This window comes from Niveibacterium microcysteis (assembly GCF_017161445.1).
In the GTDB taxonomy this organism is placed as follows: domain Bacteria; phylum Pseudomonadota; class Gammaproteobacteria; order Burkholderiales; family Rhodocyclaceae; genus Niveibacterium; species Niveibacterium microcysteis.
In genome coordinates this window covers 916,641-935,824 of record NZ_CP071060.1, presented here as the reverse complement: position 1 = coordinate 935,824, position 19,184 = coordinate 916,641, and the positions used below count along the sequence as shown (strand labels likewise).

Sequence of the window (19,184 nt, the reverse complement as noted above, 5' to 3'; positions counted from 1 at the left end):
TCGCACACCTTGATTAGCTCAAGGTTATAGGATCAAGCCGCACGGGCAATTAGTACTGGTTAGCTTAACGCATTACTGCGCTTCCACACCCAGCCTATCAACGTGGTGGTCTTCCACGACCCTTTAGCGAGATCGAGTCTCGAGGGAAGTCTCATCTTGAGGCGAGTTTCCCGCTTAGATGCTTTCAGCGGTTATCTCTTCCGGATTTAGCTACCCGGCAATGCCACTGGCGTGACAACCGGTACACCAGAGATCCGTCCACTCCGGTCCTCTCGTACTAGGAGCAGGCCCCCTCAAACTTCCAGCGCCCACGGCAGATAGGGACCAAACTGTCTCACGACGTTTTAAACCCAGCTCACGTACCACTTTAAATGGCGAACAGCCATACCCTTGGGACCGGCTACAGCCCCAGGATGTGATGAGCCGACATCGAGGTGCCAAACTCCGCCGTCGATGTGAACTCTTGGGCGGAATCAGCCTGTTATCCCCAGAGTACCTTTTATCCGTTGAGCGATGGCCCTTCCATACAGAACCACCGGATCACTATGACCTGCTTTCGCACCTGCTCGACTTGTGGGTCTCGCAGTCAAGCCTCCTTTTGCCATTGCACTATCAGTACGATTTCCGACCGTACCTAGGAGACCTTCGTACTCCTCCGTTACCCTTTAGGAGGAGACCGCCCCAGTCAAACTGCCTACCATGCACGGTCCCCGATCTGGATTCACAGACCAAGGTTAGAACCTCAACGACGCCAGGGTGGTATTTCAAGGACGGCTCCACGGCAACTAGCGTCACCGTTTCATAGCCTCCCACCTATCCTACACAAGCCCCGTCAAAGTCCAATGCAAAGCTACAGTAAAGGTTCATGGGGTCTTTCCGTCTAGCCGCGGGTAGATTGCATCTTCACAAACATTTCAACTTCGCTGAGTCTCAGGAGGAGACAGTGTGGCCATCGTTACGCCATTCGTGCAGGTCGGAACTTACCCGACAAGGAATTTCGCTACCTTAGGACCGTTATAGTTACGGCCGCCGTTTACCGGGGCTTCGATCAAGAGCTTGCACCCCATCACTTAACCTTCCGGCACCGGGCAGGCGTCACACCCTATACGTCCACTTTCGTGTTTGCAGAGTGCTGTGTTTTTATTAAACAGTCGCAGCCACCGATTCTCTGCGGCCCCATCGCCCTTCGGATGTACTCCTACAAGCTACCGGGGCATACCTTCTCCCGAAGTTACGGTATCAATTTGCCGAGTTCCTTCTCCTGAGTTCTCTCAAGCGCCTTGGTATTTTCAACCTGCCCACCTGTGTCGGTTTGCGGTACGGTCACTCTTTGACTGAAGCTTAGAGGCTTTTCCTGGAAGCTTGGTATCAGTCACTTCGCGAACAAGTTCGCTCGTTATCACCCCTCAGCTAAGCCGCGCGGATTTGCCTACGCAGCACGCCTACAGGCTTGAACCGGGACGTCCAACACCCGGCTGACCTAACCTTCTCCGTCCCCCCATCGCATCAAAGAGCGGTACAGGAATATTGACCTGTTTCCCATCGACTACGCATTTCTGCCTCGCCTTAGGGGCCGACTCACCCTACGCCGATGAACGTTGCGTAGGAAACCTTGGGCTTTCGGCGAACGGGCTTTTCACCCGTTTTATCGCTACTCATGTCAGCATTCGCACTTCCGATACCTCCAGCAGACCTCTCGATCCACCTTCGCAGGCTTACGGAACGCTCCCCTACCATGTGTCATAGACACATCCGCAGCTTCGGCTCGTGGCTTGAGCCCCGTTACATCTTCCGCGCAGGACGACTCGACTAGTGAGCTATTACGCTTTCTTTAAAGGGTGGCTGCTTCTAAGCCAACCTCCTAGCTGTCTATGCCTTCCCACCTCGTTTTCCACTTAGCCACGCATTTGGGGCCTTAGCTGGCGGTCTGGGTTGTTTCCCTCTTGACCCAGGACGTTAGCACCCCAGGTCTGTCTCCCGTGCTCGCACTTCTCGGTATTCGGAGTTTGCTATCGCGAGGTAGATCGCAATGACCCCCTCAACGATTACAGTGCTCTACCCCCGAGAGTGATACACGAGGCGCTACCTAAATAGCTTTCGGGGAGAACCAGCTATCTCCGGATTTGTTTAGCCTTTCACCCCTACCCACAGCTCATCCCCTAGTTTTTCAACACTAGTGGGTTCGGACCTCCAGCTGGTGTTACCCAACCTTCATCCTGGCCATGGGTAGATCATCCGGTTTCGGGTCTACGCCCAGCAACTAAAGCGCCCTTATCAGACTCGCTTTCGCTACGCCTCCCCTATTCGGTTAAGCTCGCTACTGAACGTAAGTCGCTGACCCATTATACAAAAGGTACGCAGTCACCCCACAAGGAGGCTCCCACTGTTTGTATGCATGCGGTTTCAGGATCTATTTCACTCCCCTCCCGGGGTTCTTTTCGCCTTTCCCTCACGGTACTTGTTCACTATCGGTCGATCACGAGTATTTAGCCTTGGAGGATGGTCCCCCCATGTTCAGACAGGGTTTCTCGTGCCCCGCCCTACTTGTCGTACGCTTAGTACCATCGATTTGCTTTCGCGTACGGGGCTATCACCCTTTATTGCCGGACTTTCCAGACCGTTCCACTAGCAATTCGATTATCACGTACAGGCTCTTCCCAATTCGCTCGCCACTACTATGGGAATCTCGGTTGATTTCTTTTCCTGCGGCTACTTAGATGTTTCAGTTCGCCGCGTTCGCCTCCGCGCACCTATGTATTCAGTGCGGGATACCTCGTAAGAGGTGGGTTTCCCCATTCGGACATCCCCGGATCAAAGCTTGCTTGTCAGCTCCCCGAGGCTTTTCGCAGACTGCCACGTCCTTCATCGCCTGTGATCGCCAAGGCATCCACCACATGCACTTAGTCGCTTGATCCTATAACCTTGAACCCTGAATTGCTTCAGGCGGTTACAGTGTTTGATTCAAACGCCAAATGTTTCTTTACACCCCATCGCTGGTTCAAAGGATGGAATGTAATTCGATGCAATCACAACCTATGAAGCCCAGCGCTCATCACGCTGACTTCATACATGCCTTCCAGATTTTTAAAGATCGACAGCTGACTCAAGAAGAGTCATGAATGCAGACACCATCTGCATTCATGACGCGACTTTTGACGTAACCAAGATTGGTGGAGCTGGACGGGATCGAACCGACGACCCCCTGGTTGCAAACCAGGTGCTCTCCCAGCTGAGCTACAGCCCCATGTTCCGTGGTACGAGCCGAACCCATCAGTATTTGATGGTGGGTCTGGTTGGATTCGAACCAACGACCCCCGCCTTATCAAGACGGTGCTCTAACCGGCTGAGCTACAGACCCTGCACGTCCGCTGTCTTTACTGAACAACCGATAAGTTGTGGGAGCTCGGCATCTGCTTTGCTCTAGAAAGGAGGTGATCCAGCCGCACCTTCCGGTACGGCTACCTTGTTACGACTTCACCCCAGTCATGAATCCCACCGTGGTAGGCGCCCCCCTTGCGGTTAGGCTACCTGCTTCTGGTGAAACCCACTCCCATGGTGTGACGGGCGGTGTGTACAAGACCCGGGAACGTATTCACCGCGGCATGCTGATCCGCGATTACTAGCGATTCCGACTTCACGTAGTCGAGTTGCAGACTACGATCCGGACTACGATCGGCTTTCTGGGATTGGCTCCACCTCGCGGCTTGGCAACCCTCTGTACCGACCATTGTATGACGTGTGAAGCCCTACCCATAAGGGCCATGAGGACTTGACGTCATCCCCACCTTCCTCCGGTTTGTCACCGGCAGTCTCATTAGAGTGCTCTTGCGTAGCAACTAATGACAAGGGTTGCGCTCGTTGCGGGACTTAACCCAACATCTCACGACACGAGCTGACGACAGCCATGCAGCACCTGTGTTCAGGCTCCCTTTCGGGCACCAATCCATCTCTGGAAAGTTCCTGACATGTCAAGGGTAGGTAAGGTTTTTCGCGTTGCATCGAATTAATCCACATCATCCACCGCTTGTGCGGGTCCCCGTCAATTCCTTTGAGTTTTAACCTTGCGGCCGTACTCCCCAGGCGGTCGACTTCACGCGTTAGCTACGTTACTCAAAGGTTTTACCCTCCGAACAACTAGTCGACATCGTTTAGGGCGTGGACTACCAGGGTATCTAATCCTGTTTGCTCCCCACGCTTTCGTGCATGAGCGTCAGTACAGGCCCAGGGGGCTGCCTTCGCCATCGGTGTTCCTCCTGATATCTACGCATTTCACTGCTACACCAGGAATTCCACCCCCCTCTGCCGTACTCAAGTCTTGCAGTCACAACCGCAGTTCCCAGGTTGAGCCCGGGGATTTCACAGCTGTCTTACAAAACCGCCTGCGCACGCTTTACGCCCAGTAATTCCGATTAACGCTCGCACCCTACGTATTACCGCGGCTGCTGGCACGTAGTTAGCCGGTGCTTCTTCTTACGGTACCGTCATCCTCCGAAGGTATTAGCCTCGAAGTTTTCTTTCCGTCTGAAAGAGCTTTACAACCCGAAGGCCTTCTTCACTCACGCGGCATGGCTGGATCAGGCTTTCGCCCATTGTCCAAAATTCCCCACTGCTGCCTCCCGTAGGAGTCTGGGCCGTGTCTCAGTCCCAGTGTGGCTGATCATCCTCTCAGACCAGCTACGGATCGTTGCCTTGGTAGGCCTTTACCCCACCAACTAGCTAATCCGACATCGGCCGCTCCAATCGCGCAAGGTCTTGCGATCCCCTGCTTTCTCCCTCAGGACGTATGCGGTATTAGCGTAACTTTCGCTACGTTATCCCCCACGACTGGGTACGTTCCGATGCATTACTCACCCGTTCGCCACTAACCTAGGAGCAAGCCCCTAGATCCGTTCGACTTGCATGTGTAAGGCATGCCGCCAGCGTTCAATCTGAGCCAGGATCAAACTCTTAAGTTCAATCCAAATTGGCCAAACTCATCATCACTGACGATGTAGTATTGGCACTCAAGTCTCTTGCTTTTTCGAAACCGAAGTTTCGATTCGCTTCAACCGAGCACCCACACTTATCGGTTGTCCAAATTTTTAAAGATCAACTGCAAACTGCTCAACTTCTTACTGCGCACATCCGACTGCGTCGTTTGTGCTGAGCCGGCTATATTACCAACTCAAAATTTTCTGTCAAGCGCAGTTTTGATTCATCAAAACACTCTCGCTCTTCCAGGGAAGAAAAACCCCCACCGGCTGAATAGCGGCGGGGGTTTTTTGAATGGGGTAGTCTGACGCTGACCTACTTTCTCACGGGAGACCGCAATATCATTGGCGCGGCTTTGTTTCACGGTCCTGTTCGGGATGGGAAGGGGTGGTACCAAAGCGCTATGGGCGTCAGACTGTAACTGGTAGGCATGTATAGGTTGCGATCGCTGATTTGGCGATATGTCGCACACCTTGATTAGCTCAAGGTTATAGGATCAAGCCGCACGGGCAATTAGTACTGGTTAGCTTAACGCATTACTGCGCTTCCACACCCAGCCTATCAACGTGGTGGTCTTCCACGACCCTTTAGCGAGATCGAGTCTCGAGGGAAGTCTCATCTTGAGGCGAGTTTCCCGCTTAGATGCTTTCAGCGGTTATCTCTTCCGGATTTAGCTACCCGGCAATGCCACTGGCGTGACAACCGGTACACCAGAGATCCGTCCACTCCGGTCCTCTCGTACTAGGAGCAGGCCCCCTCAAACTTCCAGCGCCCACGGCAGATAGGGACCAAACTGTCTCACGACGTTTTAAACCCAGCTCACGTACCACTTTAAATGGCGAACAGCCATACCCTTGGGACCGGCTACAGCCCCAGGATGTGATGAGCCGACATCGAGGTGCCAAACTCCGCCGTCGATGTGAACTCTTGGGCGGAATCAGCCTGTTATCCCCAGAGTACCTTTTATCCGTTGAGCGATGGCCCTTCCATACAGAACCACCGGATCACTATGACCTGCTTTCGCACCTGCTCGACTTGTGGGTCTCGCAGTCAAGCCTCCTTTTGCCATTGCACTATCAGTACGATTTCCGACCGTACCTAGGAGACCTTCGTACTCCTCCGTTACCCTTTAGGAGGAGACCGCCCCAGTCAAACTGCCTACCATGCACGGTCCCCGATCTGGATTCACAGACCAAGGTTAGAACCTCAACGACGCCAGGGTGGTATTTCAAGGACGGCTCCACGGCAACTAGCGTCACCGTTTCATAGCCTCCCACCTATCCTACACAAGCCCCGTCAAAGTCCAATGCAAAGCTACAGTAAAGGTTCATGGGGTCTTTCCGTCTAGCCGCGGGTAGATTGCATCTTCACAAACATTTCAACTTCGCTGAGTCTCAGGAGGAGACAGTGTGGCCATCGTTACGCCATTCGTGCAGGTCGGAACTTACCCGACAAGGAATTTCGCTACCTTAGGACCGTTATAGTTACGGCCGCCGTTTACCGGGGCTTCGATCAAGAGCTTGCACCCCATCACTTAACCTTCCGGCACCGGGCAGGCGTCACACCCTATACGTCCACTTTCGTGTTTGCAGAGTGCTGTGTTTTTATTAAACAGTCGCAGCCACCGATTCTCTGCGGCCCCATCGCCCTTCGGATGTACTCCTACAAGCTACCGGGGCATACCTTCTCCCGAAGTTACGGTATCAATTTGCCGAGTTCCTTCTCCTGAGTTCTCTCAAGCGCCTTGGTATTTTCAACCTGCCCACCTGTGTCGGTTTGCGGTACGGTCACTCTTTGACTGAAGCTTAGAGGCTTTTCCTGGAAGCTTGGTATCAGTCACTTCGCGAACAAGTTCGCTCGTTATCACCCCTCAGCTAAGCCGCGCGGATTTGCCTACGCAGCACGCCTACAGGCTTGAACCGGGACGTCCAACACCCGGCTGACCTAACCTTCTCCGTCCCCCCATCGCATCAAAGAGCGGTACAGGAATATTGACCTGTTTCCCATCGACTACGCATTTCTGCCTCGCCTTAGGGGCCGACTCACCCTACGCCGATGAACGTTGCGTAGGAAACCTTGGGCTTTCGGCGAACGGGCTTTTCACCCGTTTTATCGCTACTCATGTCAGCATTCGCACTTCCGATACCTCCAGCAGACCTCTCGATCCACCTTCGCAGGCTTACGGAACGCTCCCCTACCATGTGTCATAGACACATCCGCAGCTTCGGCTCGTGGCTTGAGCCCCGTTACATCTTCCGCGCAGGACGACTCGACTAGTGAGCTATTACGCTTTCTTTAAAGGGTGGCTGCTTCTAAGCCAACCTCCTAGCTGTCTATGCCTTCCCACCTCGTTTTCCACTTAGCCACGCATTTGGGGCCTTAGCTGGCGGTCTGGGTTGTTTCCCTCTTGACCCAGGACGTTAGCACCCCAGGTCTGTCTCCCGTGCTCGCACTTCTCGGTATTCGGAGTTTGCTATCGCGAGGTAGATCGCAATGACCCCCTCAACGATTACAGTGCTCTACCCCCGAGAGTGATACACGAGGCGCTACCTAAATAGCTTTCGGGGAGAACCAGCTATCTCCGGATTTGTTTAGCCTTTCACCCCTACCCACAGCTCATCCCCTAGTTTTTCAACACTAGTGGGTTCGGACCTCCAGCTGGTGTTACCCAACCTTCATCCTGGCCATGGGTAGATCATCCGGTTTCGGGTCTACGCCCAGCAACTAAAGCGCCCTTATCAGACTCGCTTTCGCTACGCCTCCCCTATTCGGTTAAGCTCGCTACTGAACGTAAGTCGCTGACCCATTATACAAAAGGTACGCAGTCACCCCACAAGGAGGCTCCCACTGTTTGTATGCATGCGGTTTCAGGATCTATTTCACTCCCCTCCCGGGGTTCTTTTCGCCTTTCCCTCACGGTACTTGTTCACTATCGGTCGATCACGAGTATTTAGCCTTGGAGGATGGTCCCCCCATGTTCAGACAGGGTTTCTCGTGCCCCGCCCTACTTGTCGTACGCTTAGTACCATCGATTTGCTTTCGCGTACGGGGCTATCACCCTTTATTGCCGGACTTTCCAGACCGTTCCACTAGCAATTCGATTATCACGTACAGGCTCTTCCCAATTCGCTCGCCACTACTATGGGAATCTCGGTTGATTTCTTTTCCTGCGGCTACTTAGATGTTTCAGTTCGCCGCGTTCGCCTCCGCGCACCTATGTATTCAGTGCGGGATACCTCGTAAGAGGTGGGTTTCCCCATTCGGACATCCCCGGATCAAAGCTTGCTTGTCAGCTCCCCGAGGCTTTTCGCAGACTGCCACGTCCTTCATCGCCTGTGATCGCCAAGGCATCCACCACATGCACTTAGTCGCTTGATCCTATAACCTTGAACCCTGAATTGCTTCAGGCGGTTACAGTGTTTGATTCAAACGCCAAATGTTTCTTTACACCCCATCGCTGGTTCAAAGGATGGAATGTAATTCGATGCAATCACAACCTATGAAGCCCAGCGCTCATCACGCTGACTTCATACATGCCTTCCAGATTTTTAAAGATCGACAGCTGACTCAAGAAGAGTCATGAATGCAGACACCATCTGCATTCATGACGCGACTTTTGACGTAACCAAGATTGGTGGAGCTGGACGGGATCGAACCGACGACCCCCTGGTTGCAAACCAGGTGCTCTCCCAGCTGAGCTACAGCCCCATGTTCCGTGGTACGAGCCGAACCCATCAGTATTTGATGGTGGGTCTGGTTGGATTCGAACCAACGACCCCCGCCTTATCAAGACGGTGCTCTAACCGGCTGAGCTACAGACCCTGCACGTCCGCTGTCTTTACTGAACAACCGATAAGTTGTGGGAGCTCGGCATCTGCTTTGCTCTAGAAAGGAGGTGATCCAGCCGCACCTTCCGGTACGGCTACCTTGTTACGACTTCACCCCAGTCATGAATCCCACCGTGGTAGGCGCCCCCCTTGCGGTTAGGCTACCTGCTTCTGGTGAAACCCACTCCCATGGTGTGACGGGCGGTGTGTACAAGACCCGGGAACGTATTCACCGCGGCATGCTGATCCGCGATTACTAGCGATTCCGACTTCACGTAGTCGAGTTGCAGACTACGATCCGGACTACGATCGGCTTTCTGGGATTGGCTCCACCTCGCGGCTTGGCAACCCTCTGTACCGACCATTGTATGACGTGTGAAGCCCTACCCATAAGGGCCATGAGGACTTGACGTCATCCCCACCTTCCTCCGGTTTGTCACCGGCAGTCTCATTAGAGTGCTCTTGCGTAGCAACTAATGACAAGGGTTGCGCTCGTTGCGGGACTTAACCCAACATCTCACGACACGAGCTGACGACAGCCATGCAGCACCTGTGTTCAGGCTCCCTTTCGGGCACCAATCCATCTCTGGAAAGTTCCTGACATGTCAAGGGTAGGTAAGGTTTTTCGCGTTGCATCGAATTAATCCACATCATCCACCGCTTGTGCGGGTCCCCGTCAATTCCTTTGAGTTTTAACCTTGCGGCCGTACTCCCCAGGCGGTCGACTTCACGCGTTAGCTACGTTACTCAAAGGTTTTACCCTCCGAACAACTAGTCGACATCGTTTAGGGCGTGGACTACCAGGGTATCTAATCCTGTTTGCTCCCCACGCTTTCGTGCATGAGCGTCAGTACAGGCCCAGGGGGCTGCCTTCGCCATCGGTGTTCCTCCTGATATCTACGCATTTCACTGCTACACCAGGAATTCCACCCCCCTCTGCCGTACTCAAGTCTTGCAGTCACAACCGCAGTTCCCAGGTTGAGCCCGGGGATTTCACAGCTGTCTTACAAAACCGCCTGCGCACGCTTTACGCCCAGTAATTCCGATTAACGCTCGCACCCTACGTATTACCGCGGCTGCTGGCACGTAGTTAGCCGGTGCTTCTTCTTACGGTACCGTCATCCTCCGAAGGTATTAGCCTCGAAGTTTTCTTTCCGTCTGAAAGAGCTTTACAACCCGAAGGCCTTCTTCACTCACGCGGCATGGCTGGATCAGGCTTTCGCCCATTGTCCAAAATTCCCCACTGCTGCCTCCCGTAGGAGTCTGGGCCGTGTCTCAGTCCCAGTGTGGCTGATCATCCTCTCAGACCAGCTACGGATCGTTGCCTTGGTAGGCCTTTACCCCACCAACTAGCTAATCCGACATCGGCCGCTCCAATCGCGCAAGGTCTTGCGATCCCCTGCTTTCTCCCTCAGGACGTATGCGGTATTAGCGTAACTTTCGCTACGTTATCCCCCACGACTGGGTACGTTCCGATGCATTACTCACCCGTTCGCCACTAACCTAGGAGCAAGCCCCTAGATCCGTTCGACTTGCATGTGTAAGGCATGCCGCCAGCGTTCAATCTGAGCCAGGATCAAACTCTTAAGTTCAATCCAAATTGGCCAAACTCATCATCACTGACGATGTAGTATTGGCACTCAAGTCTCTTGCTTTTTCGAAACCGAAGTTTCGATTCGCTTCAACCGAGCACCCACACTTATCGGTTGTCCAAATTTTTAAAGATCAACTGCAAACTGCTCAACTTCTTACTGCGCACATCCGACTGCGTCGTTTGTGCTGAGCCGGCTATATTACCAACTCAAAAATTTCTGTCAAGCTTTTCATTTTCGCCGCCGCATTTCGCGACAACCAGAACCGCTTGAAAGCCCGCTGCGCCGTTGCTTTCGCTTCGTCAGCAGCAGAGAGGTGAGACTATAGCGACCCCGCCTTTTCGCGTCAACTGCCAGAGCAATATTTTCTGATCCGCGCTCGCTCGCCTACTCACGCTGATAGCCGGAAAGCTGTGTCGCGTCAGTAGCTCGGTGCGGCGACGTAGTTCTCGAAACGCGTACTCTCGCCGCGGAACGTCAGGCGGACCGTGCCCGTTGGGCCGTTACGGTGTTTGCCGACAATCAGCTCGGCCGTGCCCTTGTCCGGAGAGTCCGGGTTATAGATCTCGTCGCGGTAGATGAACATGATGATGTCCGCGTCCTGCTCAATGGCGCCCGACTCACGAAGATCCGACGCAACTGGGCGCTTGTTAGGGCGCTGCTCAAGACTGCGGTTGAGCTGCGAGAGCGCGAAGATCGGCACGTTGAGCTCTTTCGCCAACGATTTGATCGACCGCGAAATGTCGGACAGTTCCTGCGCGCGGTTGTCGGTCTCCTTCAGCGAGGTCATCAGCTGGAGGTAGTCGATGACGATCAACCCTAGCTTGCCGCATTGACGATGCAGGCGACGGCAGCGCGCGCGCAGATCGGTCGGGTTCAGGCCAGGCGTTTCATCGATGAAGATGGGCGCTTCGTGGAGCAGCCCAAGCGCCATCGTGAGGTTCTGCCAGTCATCGTCAGTCAGCTTGCCGCTGCGCAACCGGGTCTGGTCGAGTCGCCCAACGGACGCGATGAAACGCATTGCCAACTGGGTCGCGGGCATTTCCATCGAAAAGATCGCAACGGGGAGCTTTGAATGAATGGCGACGTTTTCGGCCACATTCAGCGCAAAAGTGGTTTTTCCCATACCAGGGCGGCCGGCGATAACAATCATGTCGCTGCCGTGCAGGCCCGACATCTTGTCATCTAGATCAACTAGGCCGTAGGGAATTCCCGTGACTTCGTCCGGGTCGTCGCGGTCGTAGAGTTCCTGGATGCGGTCGACCACTTGCCCGAGCACCGGCTGAATCGGCACAAAGCCTGACGCGTGGCGGGCGCCTGATTCGGCGATCTCGAAGATCTTCGCTTCAGCCTGATCGAGCAGGTCCTTGGCATCACGACCGGCAGGCGCGAGCGCATTGGCCGCGATGTCATCGCCGATAGTGACCAGCCGACGCAGAATGCAGCGCTCGCGAATGATCTCGGCGTAGCGACGAATATTTGCCGCCGACGGGGTGTTGTTTGCGATTTCGGCCAGATAGGCAAGGCCACCGATTTGTGCGGCCTCAGCCGACTTGTCGAGCGACTCGAACACAGTCACGACGTCGGCAGGTTTGCCCTGCTCGACCAAGGTGGCGATGTGCCGAAAGATGCGACGATGGTCGTCGCGGTAGAAGTCGCTTTCGTTGACCAGATCAGCGATGCGGTCCCATGCCTCGTTGTCCAGCAGCAGACCACCAATCAAGGACTGCTCCGCCTCGATTGAGTGTGGCGGCAGCTTGAGCTTGGCAAGCAACGGATCGGGCGCGTCGGCGGACATACTGAACTGGGACATGAATTACCTCGAATCGATCGGCGATTCTAACCAAGCACCGACCACTGCGCGGACAACACAAAAAACAAAAGGCCCGCGAACGGGCCCTTTGCTTGACGACGGAAGCGCTTACTGCTGCTGTTGCTGCGCCTCTGCCTCAACTGCCTTTAGGCTCAGGCGAATCTTGCCCTTGTCGTCGGTCTCGATGACCTTGACGCGGATGACTTGGCCTTCCTTGAGGTAGTCGGAGACGTTCTCAACGCGCTTATTCGCAATCTGAGAGACGTGCAGCAAGCCGTCGCGGCCCGGCATGATGTTGACGATTGCGCCGAACTCAAGAATCTTGAGCACCGGGCCTTCGTAGATCTTGCCGATTTCGACGTCAGCCGCAATCGCTTCGATCCGGCTCTTGGCGAGTTCCGCCTTGGCGCCATCCACCGAAGCGATGGTCACGGTGCCATCATCCTGGATGTCGATCACGGTGCCGGTTTCTTCGGTCAGCGCACGAATAACCGCGCCACCCTTGCCGATCACGTCGCGGATCTTCTCCGGATTGATCTTGATGGTCAGCAGACGCGGCGCGAACTCGGACAACTCGGTCCGGTGCCCGCCCATGGCCTGCTTCATCAGCTCCAGAATGTGCATGCGGCCTTCGCGCGCCTGCTCCAGCGCCTTCTTCATGATGGCCGGGTTGATCGAGTCGATCTTGAGGTCCATCTGCAGAGCGGTAACACCGTTTTCGGTACCGGCAACCTTGAAGTCCATGTCGCCGAGGTGATCTTCATCACCCAGGATGTCAGTCAGCACCGCAAAACGGTTGCCGTCCTTGATCAGGCCCATGGCGATGCCTGCCACGTGATTCTTGAGCGGGACACCGGCATCCATCATCGCGAGCGACCCACCACACACCGAAGCCATCGAGGACGAGCCGTTCGATTCGGTGATCTCAGAGACCACGCGCATCGTGTAGCTGAACTCGTTGTCCGGCGGCAGGGCTGCAACCAGGGCGCGCTTGGCAAGACGGCCATGGCCGATCTCACGGCGCTTCGGCGCGCCGACACGGCCGGTTTCGCCGGTCGCAAAGGGCGGGAAGTTGTAGTGGAGCATGAAGCGCTCCTTGTACTCACCGGCGATGGCATCGATGATTTGCTCATCGCGGCCAGTACCGAGGGTCGCAACGACCAGCGCCTGAGTCTCGCCACGGGTGAACAGGGCCGAGCCGTGGGTGCGCGGCAGCACGCCAGTACGGATCGTGATCGGGCGCACCGTGCGGGTGTCGCGACCGTCGATGCGCGGCTCGCCATTCAGGATACGGTTGCGGACGATCCGCGACTCCAGGCCGAACAACAGATCCTTGATCTGCGCATCGGTCGGCGCACCGTCTTCACCGGTTGCGAGCGCAGCGATGGTCGCGGCGGTCACTTCCTTGATACGGTCGCTGCGCTGCTGCTTGACCGTCAGGCCGAAGGCTTCGTTCAGACCAGCCAGCGCGAGCTCTTCAACCTTGGCCGCGAGCGCCTCATTCTTGGCCGGCGGCTGCCAGTCCCATTCCGGCTTGCCCGCTTCATCAGCCAGTTCGTTGATCGCGTTGATCACGGTCTGCATCTGCTGATGGCCAAAAACGACGGCGCCGAGCATCACGTCTTCCGGCAGCTCGTTTGCTTCCGATTCGACCATCATCACGCCAACTTCGGTACCGGCCACCACCAAGTTCATCTGGCTGGTCTTCAGTTCGGTAACGGTCGGGTTCAGGATGTATTCGCCATTCGCGTAGCCGACGCGGCAAGCGCCGATCGGGCCTTGGAACGGAACACCGGACAGCGCAAGTGCGGCCGAAGCGCCGATCATCGCGGGGATGTCGGCATCGACTTCCGGGTTCTGCGACAGCACGGTCACCACAACCTGGATTTCATTATAGAAACCATCCGGGAACAGCGGACGGATCGGGCGATCGATGAGGCGCGAGGTCAGCGTCTCTTTTTCGGTCGGGCGACCTTCGCGCTTGAAGAACCCGCCGGGGATACGGCCCGCGGCGTAGAACTTCTCCATGTAGTCGACCGTCAGCGGGAAGAAATCCTGACCCGGCTTCGGGTTCTTGGCGGCGACGACGGTGGCGAGAACAACGGTATCTTCAACAGAGACGACGACGGCACCGTGTGCTTGACGGGCGATCTCGCCGGTCTCCATGGTGACCGTCTGGGAGCCGTACGTGAAGGTCTTCTTGGTCGGAGTAGGCAGCAAGGGAAATCCTTTCAGTCTGCCCGTCGCGGAGCAACGCCTGCGGCGAATGCCGCGCGTCTGCGCAACGGAGCTTCAAATGGAACAATGCCGGCGTGGCCCGTAGGGCTCGCCGGCATTGCGATATCAGCCGAACCGCGGGAGTTGCGTCGTGATCACGGCTGACAGCCGTCGATTACTTACGCAGGCCCAGGCGTTCGATAACGCTGCGGTAGCGGTCGACTTCCTTGCGCTTCAGGTAGTCCAGCAGCTTACGACGCTGGCTGACAAGCGCGAGCAGGCCGCGACGGGAGTGGTGATCCTTGGTGTGTTCCTTGAAATGACCGGTCAGGTCATTGATGCGGGCGGTCAGCAGTGCGATCTGCACTTCCGGCGACCCGGTGTCACCCTTGGCGCGCTGGAAATCAGCAACGATCTGCGCCTTTTGTTCGGTAGCAATAGCCATCTCTTCTAATCCAGTTGTCTGTGTCTTCAGTCGAGCCGCGCATTATAGCGGCGAATTTTCTGTTGCATCAAGCACCTGCGACGCTCGCAATGAGCCTGCGAGGTGCCAGCCGACCGTCGGGATCCACCCGGCCAAGGCCGAGAAAACGCCCATCGGCAAATACACGGCATTCCACCGCGCCTGGCGGCAGCGGGACAGCGACAGACTGACCGTGCAGAAAACTGCCTGCTGCATCCGGAGCAAGCGGAACAGCAGGCAAATGTGACGCGAGCAGATCGGCCGGACGCAGTGCGTCGGCGCGGGCCTGCTCGCCAGATTCAAGAACTTCGAGCGATACGGCGTGATCGATGACAAACGGACCGATTGCAGTGCGCCGCAAGCCAACGAGATGTGCGCCACAACCGAGCACCTCGCCAATGTCTTCCGCGAGCGTCCGGATGTACGTCCCCTTGCTGCAACACACTTCAAGATCGAACTCATCACCGCACAGCGGACCACATCCGATGCGGTGGATCGTTACGCGGCGCGGCGCCCGCTCAAGCGTCACACCCTCACGCGCATACTCGTAGAGCGCCTTGCCGTCGCGCTTGAGCGCCGAGTACATCGGCGGCACCTGATCGATCTCGCCTTCGAATCGAGCAACGACCTCCGCGATCTGCGCGTCGTCGGTCACCACCGGTCGTGTGGACGTCACCTCGCCCTCAGCATCGCCCGTGGTCGTTGTCACGCCGAGCTTCACGCGCGCAAGGTAGGTCTTGTCCGCATCGAGCAGCATCTGGCTGAACTTGGTGGCTTCACCCAGGCACAACGGCAACAAGCCACTCGCCAGCGGATCGAGCGTGCCAGTATGACCGCCCTTGGCCGCCCAATAGAGGCGGCGCACGGTCTGCAGGGCGCCGTTCGAACTCATGCCGGAAGGCTTGTCGAACAACACGACCCCATCCACTTTCAATCGAGGCGCGCGAGCGGGCCGTTGCGCACTCATGCGTCCGGCTTCTCCGCCTCGTCGGGCGAGGCAGCGGCCTCATCCACATCATCACTGTGTGCGGCGTCGCTACGAACCGCCTCGTCGATCAGCGCGGATAGCTGTGCACCACGCTCGATCGAGCGGTCATAAACCCAGTGCAGATCCGGGATCGTGTGAATGCGGATTCGGCGCCCCAGCTCACGGCGCAAAAAGCCGCTCGCACGACGCAGGCCTTGCGCAAGCTCCGGCACGGCACGCTCGCCTTCGATCGTCGTAAAGAATACTTTGGCGTGCGAGTAATCCGGACTCACTTCAACCGACGTCAGCGTGACGAAGCCGACACGGGGATCTTTTACTTCCATGCGGATCAACTCCGCCAATTCACGGCGGATCTGCTCGGCGACACGGTCGCCGCGCGAAAATGTCTTTGCCATACGGCTACTCCTGCCCCCATGCAAGGGGCTTCAAACAAAACGGGCCCCGTCGCGGGGCCCGTTGGCGCTTCACCGCGACGCGGATCAGAGCGTCCGTGCGATTTCCTGGATTTCGTACACTTCCAGGTGATCGCCTTCCATGATGTCGTTGAAGTTCTTGATCTGCAGGCCGCATTCGAAGCCGAACTTCACTTCCTTCACGTCGTCCTTGAAGCGCTTCAGCGACTCCAGTTCGCCGTCGTGCACCACCACGTTGTTGCGCAGCACGCGGACGCGGGCATGGCGCTTGACGTTGCCGTCCAGCACATAGCAACCGGCCACCGCACCGACCTTCGAGATGCGGAAGACCTGGCGGATCTCCACGGTACCGATGATCTGCTCGCGACGCTCAGGCGCCAACATGCCCGACAGCGCTGCCTTCACGTCATCCACAGCGTCGTAGATGATGTTGTAGTAGCGGATATCAACGTCGAACGCCTCGGCCGTCTTCCGCGCGCCAGCGTCGGCCCGGGTATTGAAGCCGATAACCACCGCCTTCGAGGCTTGTGCGAGGTTGATGTCGCTCTCGGTGATGCCACCGACGGCAGCGTGGATGACCTGCACCCGAACTTCATCGGTCGAAAGCTTGGTAAGCGCATGCACCAAGGCTTCCTGCGAACCCTGCACGTCCGCCTTGATGATGAGGGGCAGCGACTTGATTTCGCCTTCCTTCATCTGCTCGAACATGTTCTCCAGCTTCGCAGCCTGCTGCTTGGCGAGCTTCACATCGCGGAACTTGCCCTGACGGAACAGTGCGATTTCGCGCGCCTTACGCTCGTCGGCCAGCGCCATGGCATCGTCGCCCGCAGCCGGAACGTCCGACAAGCCAAGAATCTCGACCGGGATCGACGGGCCCGCCTCGTTGATCGGCTTGCCGTTCTCATCAAGCATCGCGCGGATCTTGCCGAACGTCGCCCCCGCCAAGACCACGTCGCCGCGCTTGAGCGTGCCGCTCTGAACCAGCATGGTCGCAACCGGACCACGCCCCTTGTCGAGGCGCGCTTCGATGATGAGACCCTTGGCCGGCGCCTTCTCGGCGGCGGTCAATTCGAGCACTTCGGCCTGCAGCAGCAGGTTCTCGAGCAGGTCGTCGATGCCCATGCCGGTCTTGGCCGACACCGGGATGAACGGCGAGTCGCCACCGTACTCTTCCGGCACGACGCCTTCGGCGACCAGTTCCTGCTTGACGCGGTCCGGGTGTGCATCGGGCTTGTCCATCTTGTTGATCGCAACGACGATCGGCACACCAGCTGCCTTCGCGTGGTGGATCGCCTCCTTCGTCTGCGGCATCACGCCGTCGTCGGCAGCCACCACCAGAATCACGATGTCGGTCGCCTTGGCACCACGCGCACGCATGGCGGTAAACGCCTCGTGACCCGGGGTATCGAGGAAGGTGACCATGCCGCGGTCCGTTTCGACGTGGTAGGCGCCGATATGCTGCGTGATCCCGCCGGCTTCACCCGACGCAACCTTGGCGCGACGGATGTAGTCGAGTAGCGAGGTCTTGCCGTGGTCGACGTGGCCCATGACGGTCACGACCGGCGCGCGCGGCAGTTGCTCAGCATCCTTGCTCTGCGAATCGTCGAGCAGCGCCTCAGGATCGTCGAGCTTGGCGGCGATCGCCTGGTGCCCCATTTCCTCGACGAGGATCATCGCCGTTTCCTGGTCCAGCACCTGGTTGATCGTCACCATCTGACCCAGCTTCATCATCTGCTTGATGAGCTCGGTCGCCTTGATTGCCATCTTGTGGGCGAGGTCAGCCAGCGAGATGGTTTCCGGCACATGCACTTCGCGCACGATCGGCTCGGTCGGTGCCTGGAAGTTGGTGTCCTGCTGACGGTTGTCCTTGCCATGACGGCCGCCGCCACGCGCACCACGCCATCCAGCGGCTCCGCCGCCGGTGTCGCCACGCGTCTTGATCTGGCGACGCTTGGAATCGTCCTCACGGTCGCCCTTCTTGGCCGGGCCCTTCTTCTCTTCCTTCGCGCCCTCAGCCTTGACGGGCTTGTGCAGGGTGCCGGACTTGCCGGCAGGCGCCGCAGCTGCAGCGGCCGGCGCAGCCGGTTGACGCGCCTTCTCAGCAGCCTCGATGGCGCGCTGACGCGCAGCCTCTTCATCAGCCTTCTTGCGCGCTTCGCGTGCCTGCTTCAAGCGCAGCTCTTCAGCCTGAATGCGGGCAAGCTCCGACGCACGGCGTGCTTCGCGTTCGCGAGCCGCGCGCTCTTCGGGCGACAGCATGTCAAGGATCGAACGCGGCGCCGCAGGAGCGGCTTCAGGCGCAGGCTCGGCAGCAGGAGCGGTCTCAACAGCAGCCTCAACGACGGGCGCTGCGACCGGCTCAGGTTCGGGCTCTGGCTGGGGTTCCGGCTCAGGCACGGGCTCCGGCTCGGGTTCGGGCGCCACTTCGACGACCGGCTCGGGTTCGGGCTCGGGAGCCACCTGCACTTCGGGTTCGGCCGCCACAGGGGCAGCTTCCGCGACGACCTCGGGAAGCGTCGAAAGATCTTCCTCGTGGTGATCGAGCGCCTCTTCGCCTTCCGGCTGCGCACCTTCGGCAAGCAGCTCCGAAGGATCACGCTTGACGAAAACGCGCTTCTTGCGCACCTCGACCTGAATCGTCCGTGCCTTGCCAGTGGCATCAGAAGCCTTGATCTCGGACGTCTGCTTGCGCGTCAGCGTGATCTTGGCTTTCGGAGCCGTTTCTCCATGAGAGCGACGCAGATAGTCCAGCAAGCGCGCCTTGTCGGCTTCGCTCACTCCATCGTTTTCGCCCGACTTTGCAACACCGGCCTTTTGCAACTGCTCAAGCAAGACGGATGCAGGCATCCTCAGCTCGCTGGCGAACTGCGCCACGCTCATTTCTGCCATATACGAAACAA

At 57.3% G+C, this 19,184-nt stretch carries 6 protein-coding genes, 4 tRNA genes and 5 rRNA genes; all 15 read right to left on the bottom strand.

All coding sequences use genetic code 11. The annotated features are described in order from the left end of the window. Positions 1 to 28: 28 nt before the first annotated feature. Positions 29 to 2,914: ribosomal RNA gene (locus tag JY500_RS04350) — 23S ribosomal RNA — on the bottom strand. 254 nt (positions 2,915 to 3,168) lie between these two features. Continuing rightward, positions 3,169 to 3,244, bottom strand: a tRNA-Ala gene (locus tag JY500_RS04345). A gap of 37 nt (positions 3,245 to 3,281) precedes the next feature. Next, a tRNA-Ile gene (locus tag JY500_RS04340) sits at positions 3,282 to 3,358 on the bottom strand. A gap of 66 nt (positions 3,359 to 3,424) precedes the next feature. Beyond that, positions 3,425 to 4,955 (bottom strand): 16S ribosomal RNA (locus JY500_RS04335). Between the two features lie 318 nt (positions 4,956 to 5,273). Next, a 5S ribosomal RNA gene (rrf, locus tag JY500_RS04330) occupies positions 5,274 to 5,386 on the bottom strand. A 77-nt stretch (positions 5,387 to 5,463) separates the two neighbouring features. After that, a 23S ribosomal RNA gene (locus JY500_RS04325) occupies positions 5,464 to 8,349 on the bottom strand. A gap of 254 nt (positions 8,350 to 8,603) precedes the next feature. Then, positions 8,604 to 8,679 (bottom strand) — tRNA-Ala (locus JY500_RS04320). Positions 8,680 to 8,716: 37 nt separating this feature from the next. Beyond that, positions 8,717 to 8,793: transfer RNA gene (locus JY500_RS04315), tRNA-Ile, on the bottom strand. 66 nt (positions 8,794 to 8,859) lie between these two features. Then, positions 8,860 to 10,390: ribosomal RNA gene (locus JY500_RS04310) — 16S ribosomal RNA — on the bottom strand. The 16S, 23S and 5S rRNA genes sit together here with 4 tRNA genes alongside, the layout of an rRNA operon. 421 nt (positions 10,391 to 10,811) lie before the next feature. Then, positions 10,812 to 12,203: a replicative DNA helicase gene (dnaB, locus tag JY500_RS04305; protein WP_172204728.1), complete on the bottom strand. Its 1,392-nt coding sequence runs from the start codon at positions 12,201 to 12,203 to the stop codon at positions 10,812 to 10,814. Between the two features lie 108 nt (positions 12,204 to 12,311). Further along, positions 12,312 to 14,420 (bottom strand): polyribonucleotide nucleotidyltransferase, encoded by a 2,109-nt coding sequence (gene pnp, locus JY500_RS04300; protein WP_206256406.1) that lies wholly within the window; start codon positions 14,418 to 14,420, stop codon positions 12,312 to 12,314. 175 nt (positions 14,421 to 14,595) lie between these two features. Continuing rightward, positions 14,596 to 14,865, bottom strand: a complete 270-nt coding sequence (gene rpsO, locus JY500_RS04295; RefSeq protein WP_172204726.1) for a 30S ribosomal protein S15 — start codon at positions 14,863 to 14,865, stop codon at positions 14,596 to 14,598. A gap of 67 nt (positions 14,866 to 14,932) precedes the next feature. Continuing rightward, positions 14,933 to 15,850 carry a tRNA pseudouridine(55) synthase TruB gene (truB, locus tag JY500_RS04290; protein ID WP_206255174.1) on the bottom strand — a complete coding sequence of 306 codons (918 nt, stop codon included), beginning with the start codon at positions 15,848 to 15,850 and terminating at the stop codon, positions 14,933 to 14,935. Further along, positions 15,847 to 16,266 (bottom strand): 30S ribosome-binding factor RbfA, encoded by a 420-nt coding sequence (gene rbfA / locus JY500_RS04285; protein ID WP_206255173.1) that lies wholly within the window; start codon positions 16,264 to 16,266, stop codon positions 15,847 to 15,849. The genes truB and rbfA overlap by 4 nt, the downstream gene beginning before the upstream one ends. Positions 16,267 to 16,350: 84 nt before the next feature. Continuing rightward, complete coding sequence (gene infB, locus JY500_RS04280) at positions 16,351 to 19,173, bottom strand: translation initiation factor IF-2 (RefSeq protein ID WP_206255172.1); 2,823 nt, start codon at positions 19,171 to 19,173, stop codon at positions 16,351 to 16,353. Between the last annotated feature and the right edge of the window lie 11 nt (positions 19,174 to 19,184).

What these genes read in the sequence shown, in the direction of transcription:
- rbfA (WP_206255173.1), bottom strand. Translation starts at nt 16,266, where the DNA reads ATGGCAAAGACATTTTCGCGCGGCGACCGTGTCGCCGAGCAGATCCGC.
- dnaB (WP_172204728.1), bottom strand. Translation starts at nt 12,203, where the DNA reads ATGTCCCAGTTCAGTATGTCCGCCGACGCGCCCGATCCGTTGCTTGCC.
- truB (WP_206255174.1), bottom strand. Translation starts at nt 15,850, where the DNA reads ATGAGTGCGCAACGGCCCGCTCGCGCGCCTCGATTGAAAGTGGATGGG.
- infB (WP_206255172.1), bottom strand. Translation starts at nt 19,173, where the DNA reads ATGGCAGAAATGAGCGTGGCGCAGTTCGCCAGCGAGCTGAGGATGCCT.
- rpsO (WP_172204726.1), bottom strand. Translation starts at nt 14,865, where the DNA reads ATGGCTATTGCTACCGAACAAAAGGCGCAGATCGTTGCTGATTTCCAG.